Annotated in this window: 8 protein-coding genes; 4 read left to right on the top strand and 4 right to left on the bottom strand. The window is 71.2% G+C overall.

Going from position 1 to position 6,242, the window contains the following annotated elements; translation table 11 throughout:
- Window positions 1-23: 23 nt before the first annotated feature.
- Complete coding sequence (locus ACLFOB_RS04885; RefSeq protein ID WP_410925203.1) at window positions 24-1,202, top strand: acetyl-CoA C-acyltransferase family protein; 1,179 nt, start codon at window positions 24-26, stop codon at window positions 1,200-1,202.
- Between the two features lie 231 nt (window positions 1,203-1,433).
- Here ACLFOB_RS04885 and radC read toward each other — a convergent pair whose 3' ends face one another.
- Window positions 1,434-2,192, bottom strand: a complete 759-nt coding sequence (gene radC / locus ACLFOB_RS04890; RefSeq protein WP_410916402.1) for a RadC family protein — start codon at window positions 2,190-2,192, stop codon at window positions 1,434-1,436.
- A 107-nt stretch (window positions 2,193-2,299) separates the two neighbouring features.
- Here radC and ACLFOB_RS04895 point away from each other — a divergent pair, with 107 nt between their 5' ends.
- Entirely contained in the window at window positions 2,300-2,878 is a 579-nt protein-coding gene (locus ACLFOB_RS04895; RefSeq protein ID WP_410925205.1) for a nitroreductase family protein, read from the top strand.
- On the top strand, window positions 2,863-3,567 hold the full coding sequence (locus ACLFOB_RS04900) for an EI24 domain-containing protein (protein ID WP_410925207.1): 705 nt from the start codon (window positions 2,863-2,865) through the stop codon (window positions 3,565-3,567). The genes ACLFOB_RS04895 and ACLFOB_RS04900 overlap by 16 nt, the downstream gene beginning before the upstream one ends.
- 3 nt (window positions 3,568-3,570) lie before the next feature.
- On the opposite strand, the gene ACLFOB_RS04905 is transcribed toward ACLFOB_RS04900, so the two are convergent.
- Both ACLFOB_RS04905 and mce read right to left on the bottom strand, forming a co-directional pair.
- The gene (locus ACLFOB_RS04905) at window positions 3,571-3,858 is read right to left on the bottom strand and encodes a DUF1467 family protein (protein ID WP_410925209.1); all 288 of its coding nucleotides are present in this window, start codon (window positions 3,856-3,858) and stop codon (window positions 3,571-3,573) included.
- Between the two features lie 81 nt (window positions 3,859-3,939).
- A complete protein-coding gene (mce, locus tag ACLFOB_RS04910) occupies window positions 3,940-4,344 on the bottom strand; it encodes a methylmalonyl-CoA epimerase (protein ID WP_410916398.1) in 405 nt (134 codons plus the stop codon).
- A gap of 168 nt (window positions 4,345-4,512) precedes the next feature.
- Between mce and ACLFOB_RS04915 the strand changes: the two genes are divergently transcribed.
- Window positions 4,513-5,220 (top strand): response regulator, encoded by a 708-nt coding sequence (locus ACLFOB_RS04915; RefSeq protein WP_410925211.1) that lies wholly within the window; start codon window positions 4,513-4,515, stop codon window positions 5,218-5,220.
- Window positions 5,221-5,440: 220 nt separating this feature from the next.
- On the opposite strand, the gene ACLFOB_RS04920 is transcribed toward ACLFOB_RS04915, so the two are convergent.
- Window positions 5,441-6,242, bottom strand: an 802-nt coding sequence (locus ACLFOB_RS04920) for an amino acid--tRNA ligase-related protein (protein ID WP_410925213.1), incomplete at its 5' end; no start/stop codon positions are given.

The following is a 6,242-nucleotide window of genomic DNA, read 5'->3' on the forward strand; positions in this document are numbered from 1 at the left end:
AGATTCGGGCAAAAGGAACAGCCATGACCGACATCGTCATCCTGAGCGGCGCACGCACCGCCATCGGCACCTTCGGGGGCGGCCTCGCGGCGGTGCCGCCGATCACGCTGGGCGCCACGGCGGCCAGGGCCGCGCTGGAGCGCGCCGGCGTCGAGGGCGCGCAGATCGGCCACGTGGCCTTCGGTCATGTCATCAACACCGAGCCGCGCGACATGTATCTCAGCCGTGTCGCCGCGATGGAGGCGGGCGTGCCCGAGACGGTTCCGGCGATGAACGTCAACCGCCTGTGCGGCTCGGGGGCACAGGCCGTCGTCTCCGTCGTGCAGTCGCTGATGCTGGGCGATGCGGACTTCGGCCTTGCCGGCGGCGCCGAGAACATGAGCCGCGCGCCCTTCATCATCCCCGACCAGCGCTGGGGGGCGAAAATGGGCGACGTGCGCACCCGCGACATGATGCTGGGTGCGCTCAACTGCCCCTTCGGAACCGGCCACATGGGCGTGACGGCCGAGAACGTGGCGCAGGAGCACGGGGTCAGCCGTGCGGCGCAGGACGCCTTCGCGCTGGAGAGCCAGCGCCGCGCCGGCCGCGCCATCGAGGAAGGGCGGTTTGCCGAACAGATCGTGCCGGTCGAGGTGCAGGTGAAACGCCAGACCGTCCTGTTCGACACCGACGAGCACCCGAAGCCCTCGACCACCGCCGAGGGGCTGGCCGGACTTCGGCCCGCCTTCGCGAAGGACGGCAGCGTGACCGCGGGCAACGCCAGCGGCATCAACGACGGCGCGGCGGCGCTGGTGCTGGCCCGCGGCGAAGCCGCGGCATCCGCCGGGCTCACGCCCCGCGCCCGCGTGCTGGGATACGCCCATGCCGGCGTGCGCCCCGAGGTGATGGGCATCGGCCCCGTCCCGGCAGTGCGGTCGCTGCTGGAGAAGACGGGGCTTTCGATCGCGGATTTCGACGTGATCGAATCGAACGAGGCCTTCGCGGCGCAGGCGCTGGCGGTCTCTGCCGACCTGGGACTGGACCCCGAAAAGGTGAACCCCAACGGCGGCGCCATCGCGCTGGGCCACCCGGTCGGCGCGACCGGCGCGATCATCACCGTCAAGGCCCTCTACGAACTGGAGCGCATCGGCGGCCGCCACGCGCTCGTGACCATGTGCATCGGCGGCGGACAGGGCATCGCGCTGGCGCTCGAACGGCTCTGAGCCTCCCGCGCCGGTGCGCCCTGCGCCTCGCCCGGTCCTTCCTCTTGCGGGAAATACCCCGGGGGGAGTCCGGCGCAGCCGGACGGGGGGCTGGCCCCCCTCCCTGGCCACCGGCGCGCACTGGCGCGCACTGGCGCACACCGCGCCCTGCAGGTGCGTCTCGCTGAGCGTCTGTGCACCGCAACGGGGAGCGACCGAAGGCACCATGGCCCGCCCTGGCCGCCCAGCGCCTCACAGCAGGCCCTCCGCCCGGAAACTCAGCTCGCGCGCCCGGCCGATGACGAGATGGTCGTGCAAAGTGATCGACAGCGCCTCGGCGGCGCGGCGGATCTGCTCGGTCATGGCGATGTCGGCCTGCGACGGCGTGGGGTCGCCCGAGGGGTGGTTGTGCACAAGGATCAGCGCAGAGGCGTTGAGTTCCAGCGCGCGCTTGACCACCTCGCGGGGATAGACGGGCACATGGTCGACGGTGCCCCTGCCCTGCTCCTCGTCCGCGATCAGCACGTTCTTGCGGTCGAGGTAGAGCACCCGGAACTGTTCGGTCTCGCGGTGCGCCATCGTGGCGTGGCAATAGTCGATCAGCGCCTGCCAGCTCGACACCACCTGCCGGCGCAGCACGCGCGAGCGCGACAGGCGGTGCGCCGCCGCCTCCACCACCTTCAGCTCGCAGATCACGGCGGGCCCCACGCCCCCGGTCTCGGCCAGCCGTTCGGGCGGCGCGGAGAGCACCGCGTTGAAATCGCCGAAGCGGTCGATCAGCGCCCGCGCCAGCGGCTTCACGTCCCGTCGCGGGATCGCGCGGAACAGCACCAGCTCGAGCAATTCATAGTCCGGCATCGCGGCGGCGCCGCCCGCAAGGAAGCGTTCGCGCAGCCGCGCGCGGTGATCCTTGAGATAGCTGGGCAGGCGCGCGCCGCGCGGCGGCACCGGATCCGCCTCGTCGGCGTCGAAGAGCGGCAGCGGGGCCTCGGCAAAGGCGGAACGGGTCATGCCGCCCACCTCACCGGATTCGGGTGAACGCAGGGTTAACGGCGCGGGGCTTGCATCCTGCCCCGCGCGGTCCGAGATAGGCGCGTGACGCCATCACGGAGCCGCCAATGCCCGATCCGAACCCCGCCGCGCTGGATTTCCTGCTGACGCGCCGCTCGCGGCCCGCCAAGACCCTGCGCGCCCCTGCCCCGACGGCCGAAGAGTTGCGCACCATCCTGACCGCAGCGGCGCGCGTGCCCGACCACGGCAAGCTGGAGCCCTGGCGCTTTGTCGTGCTGGAACCCGCGGCGCTGGCCCGGCTCGCGCATCTGGCGCGCGAACGCGCGGTGGCCGAGGGCCACGACGACGCCGGCATCGCCAAGGCCGCGCAGCAGTTCGAGGAAAGCCCGCTTTCGGTGGCGGTGATCGAGGTGACGAAACCCTCCGACAAGATCCCGGCGCTGGAGATGACCTATTCCGCCGGGGCGGCCTGTCTGTCGCTGCTCAACGCAGCACTCGCCGCGGGCTGGGGCGCGAACTGGCTGACCGGCTGGATCGCGCATGACCGCACCTTCGCCTCGGCGGCGCTGAAGCTCGCCGATAACGAGCGCATCGCGGGCTTCATCCACATCGGGACCGAAAGCGCCACACCGCCCGAGCGGCCGCGCCCGGATATCGACCGGGTGGTGACGTGGCTGTCGGAGTGATCCTTGGCGCCTTTCTCAAGGCGCTGGGGCAGCTTGGCGATCCGCGCTTCCGCTCGGTCCTGCTGCGCGGGCTGGCGCTGACGCTGGGGCTGCTCGCGGCGCTGACCGCGGCTCTGGTCTGGGGCGTCGGCTGGCTGGTGGGCGACACGGTGACCCTGCCGCTTCTGGGCGAGGTCGCCTGGGTGGACGACGTGCTCTCCTGGGCGTTTCTTGCGCTGATGCTGGTGCTGTCGGTGTTCCTGATGGTGCCGGTGGCGGCGGGCTTCGTCTCGGTCTTTCTCGACGAGGTGGCCGATGCGGTCGAGGCGCGGCACTACCCCGAGCTTGCGCCCGCAGGCGAAGTGACGATCCTCGACGGCCTGCGCGACGGGGCGGCGGCCATCGGCCTCTTGATCGTGGCCAACGTGATCGCGCTGGCGCTGACGCTGATCTTTCCGCCGGCGGGCCTGCCGGTATTCTACGCGGTCAACGGCCTGCTTCTGGGGCGGGAATACTTCACCGTCGCGGCGATGCGCCGGGTGGGACGGCTGGGCGCGGCGGACCTGCGCCGCCGGCACACGCCCACGATCTGGGCCGCCGGCGTGTTGATGGCGCTGCCGCTGACCGTGCCGGTCCTGAACCTTCTGGTGCCGATCCTGGGCGCGGCCACCTTCACCCACATCTTCCACCGGCTCGAGCGGCGGGGCTGACCGCTACTGCGCCAGCGTCGAATCGGGGCCCATGCGGTCGAACATGTCGATGTCGCGCATGGTGATCGCCCCGCTCAGGATGATGCCCGCGATCACCGCCCAGAGCAGGGCGGCGACGAAGGTCGAGATCCACGCCTTCTTCTTCAGGTGATGGTGTTCGGGGGCGCCGGCATGCGTGCCGGCGACGATCTGGCCAAGATCGCCCTGCGTCTGCACGCGCACGGGCAGCGCGATCAGGAACACGAGAAACCAGAGCACGGCATAGAGCACGAGGGCCGAGGCGATTGACATGGGGACAGAGGCTCCGTGGCGGATGCGACCACAGTGGCACGCGCCGCCGCCCGTGCAAAGGGGCGCAGCGCCGCAGGGGCGTCAGACCTGTTCCAGCTCGATCAGGCAGCCGTTGAAATCCTTGGGATGCAGGAAGAGCACCGGCTTGCCATGCGCGCCGATCTTCGGCTCGCCCGACCCCAGAACACGCGCGCCGCTCTCGCGCAGCTTGTCGCGAGCGGAAAGGATGTCGTCCACCTCGTAGCAGACGTGGTGGATGCCGCCGGCCGGGTTCTTGTCGAGAAACCCCCTGATCGGGCTGTCCTCTCCCAGCGGGTAGAGGAGCTCGATCTTGGTGTTGGGCAGTTCGATGAAGACCACCCTGACGCCGTGGTCGGGCTCGTCCTGCGGCGCGCCGACCTGCGCGCCAAGCGCGCCGCGATACTGCTCTGCCGCGGCCTCCAGGTCGGGCACGGCGATGGCGACATGGTTCAGGCGTCCGATCATGGGAAGGCTCTCCTTGGCTGCGGGCGGCTGTGGCGCCGCTTATGCGCGCAGGCGCGCCGGCACCGCAAGGGGCGCGGCGCCTCGAGGGGCGGGAGGCCGGCATGGTTAACCGCATCTTCACTCTGCCGCGCGGAGAGTCGCAAAGGACTCAGCGACAGGAGCCCGCAGATGGACGATACCGATCTCTTCGCCGCAACGCCCCGCCTGACCGCCGCGCGCCCGTTACTCGGGCTGACCATCCTTGTGGTCGAGGACAGCCGCTACGCCTCGGAGGCTGTGCGCCTGCTGTGCCTCAAGTCGGGCGCCCGAATCCGCCGCGCCGACAGCCTGCGCACGGCACGGCGCCACCTGTCGGTCTACCGTCCCAACGCGCTGCTGATCGACATGGGGCTGCCAGACGGCAGCGGCGCGGGACTGATCGCGGAGGCCGCGGCGGCCCAGCCGCGCATCCCGGTGATCCTTGGCATGAGCGGCGATGTCGCGCGGGAGGGCGAGGCGCTGGGCGCCGGGGCGGATGCCTTCCTGGCCAAGCCGATCGCGAGTCTGGCGCGGTTCCAGACCGCGGTGCTGGAGCACCTGCCCGAGCGTGCGCGCATCAGCTGCCCGGAGATGCCCGCGGCCGAGCTGCGGCCGGACCCGGCACTCTACCGCGACGATCTGGCCCATGCCGCGGGGATGATCGGCGGCGAACTCGGGGATGCCTCGCTGGACTACCTGGTGCAGTTCCTGTCCGGCCTCGCGCGCAGTGCGGGCGACGCGCCGCTGTCCGAGGCGACGGACGCGCTGGCGGAAGCGCACCGCAAGGGCCGGGCGCCGCGCACGCATCTGGCCCAGGTCGCCGGACTTGTGCAGGAGCGTCTGGCGCGGGCGTGTTGAACGGGCGCGGTCTTCGCGGCGGCGCGGTGGCGCGCACAGGACCCGCGCGGCAGGAGCGATCGACGGACCGGCGGCGCGGCAGCCGCGCGCTTCGTTGCACCGGGGCATCTGGCGCCGCGGCGACACTCCCGCCGGGCGGCGCATCTTGCGACGAGGCCCCGGTCTGGCTGCATCGGGCGGGGCAAGGCAGCGGGAAATCGACGGCCCGGCCCGCCCGGGCTCAGTCCTTCGGCGCGAGCCTCAGACCAAGCTCCATGAGCTGTTCGGCCGTGGGGTCCGACGGGGCGCCCATCATCAGATCCTCGGCGCGCTGGTTCATCGGGAAGGGGATGACCTGGCGGATGTTGATCTCGTCCGCCAGCAGCATGACGATCCGGTCGATGCCCGCGGCGCAGCCGCCGTGCGGCGGCGCGCCGTAGTGGAAGGCGGTGTAGAGCCCGCCAAAGCGGCGGCGCACCTCCTCTTCGGAATAGCCCGCGATCTCGAAAGCCCGGAGCATCACCTCCGGCCGGTGGTTGCGGATCGCGCCCGAGACGAGTTCGTAGCCGTTGCAGGTGAGATCGTACTGGTAGCCCAGCACCTCCAGCGGGTCGCCCTGCAGCGCCTCGAGCCCGCCCTGCGGCATCGAGAAGGGGTTGTGCTCGAAGTCGATCGCGCCGGTCTCGGCGTCCTTCTCGTAGATCGGGAAATCCACGATCCAGGCGAAGGCGAAGCGCCCCTCGTCCAGATGGCCCAGTTCGCGCCCGATCACGTCGCGCGCCCGCGCCGCCACGCCGATGAAGTCCTTGGGCCGGCCACCCAGGAAGAAGGCCGCGTCGCCCTTGCCAAGGCCCAGTTGCTTGCGGATCGCCTCGGTCCGCTCGGGGCCGATGTTCTTGGCCAGCGGGCCTGCGGCTTCGACCCCGCTCTCGCCGTCGCGCCAGAAGATGTAGCCCATCCCCGGCAGCCCCTGTTGCTGGGCAAAGGCGTTCATCCGGTCGCAGAACTTGCGCGACCCGCCGTCGGGCGCGGGGATGGCGCGC

This window comes from Rhodosalinus sp. (assembly GCF_046542825.1).
In the GTDB taxonomy this organism is placed as follows: Bacteria; Pseudomonadota; Alphaproteobacteria; order Rhodobacterales; family Rhodobacteraceae; genus Rhodosalinus.

Excerpts from the sequence above, each read along its gene's own strand:
- ACLFOB_RS04885 (WP_410925203.1), top strand. The coding sequence starts at position 24 with ATGACCGACATCGTCATCCTGAGCGGCGCACGCACCGCCATCGGCACC.
- radC (WP_410916402.1), bottom strand. The coding sequence starts at position 2,192 with ATGACCCGTTCCGCCTTTGCCGAGGCCCCGCTGCCGCTCTTCGACGCC.
- ACLFOB_RS04895 (WP_410925205.1), top strand. The coding sequence starts at position 2,300 with ATGCCCGATCCGAACCCCGCCGCGCTGGATTTCCTGCTGACGCGCCGC.
- ACLFOB_RS04905 (WP_410925209.1), bottom strand. The coding sequence starts at position 3,858 with ATGTCAATCGCCTCGGCCCTCGTGCTCTATGCCGTGCTCTGGTTTCTC.
- mce (WP_410916398.1), bottom strand. The coding sequence starts at position 4,344 with ATGATCGGACGCCTGAACCATGTCGCCATCGCCGTGCCCGACCTGGAG.
- ACLFOB_RS04915 (WP_410925211.1), top strand. The coding sequence starts at position 4,513 with ATGGACGATACCGATCTCTTCGCCGCAACGCCCCGCCTGACCGCCGCG.